Consider the following 310-nt stretch of genomic DNA (forward strand, 5'->3'; position numbering starts at 1 on the left):
ATCGCTATGGCCATTTGCGGCCCGGCGCCTACGACATTCAGTCGATGCGCTATGATAGCCGTCCTGAATTGATCGAGCGGATGCGCAACGCGCCTGTGGTCGAAACCAGTGATCCAGAGGGGCTGGAAGTCGGGTTTGTGCTTTCTGATGACAAGAAAGCGAAAATCCAGTCGTTGCTGGATGATTTTGGGTACGGCACTAATGTCGATACGTTGTTTGACTATATTGGCAAGGCAACAGAAGCCCGTGAATATTCCAAGTTTGTGTTCACGCGAAACCTTTCTGACGCGCTCGAAGGTATCGCGGCATG

1 protein-coding gene is annotated in these 310 nt (G+C 51.9%); it reads left to right on the plus strand.

The features are described 5' to 3' along the window. The coding region (locus AB9F29_RS21940; protein WP_369757253.1) for a hypothetical protein at positions 1–310 on the plus strand (310 nt) is incomplete at both ends.

This window comes from Falsihalocynthiibacter sp. S25ZX9, assembly GCF_041205405.1.
GTDB lineage: Bacteria > Pseudomonadota > Alphaproteobacteria > Rhodobacterales > Rhodobacteraceae > Falsihalocynthiibacter > Falsihalocynthiibacter arcticus.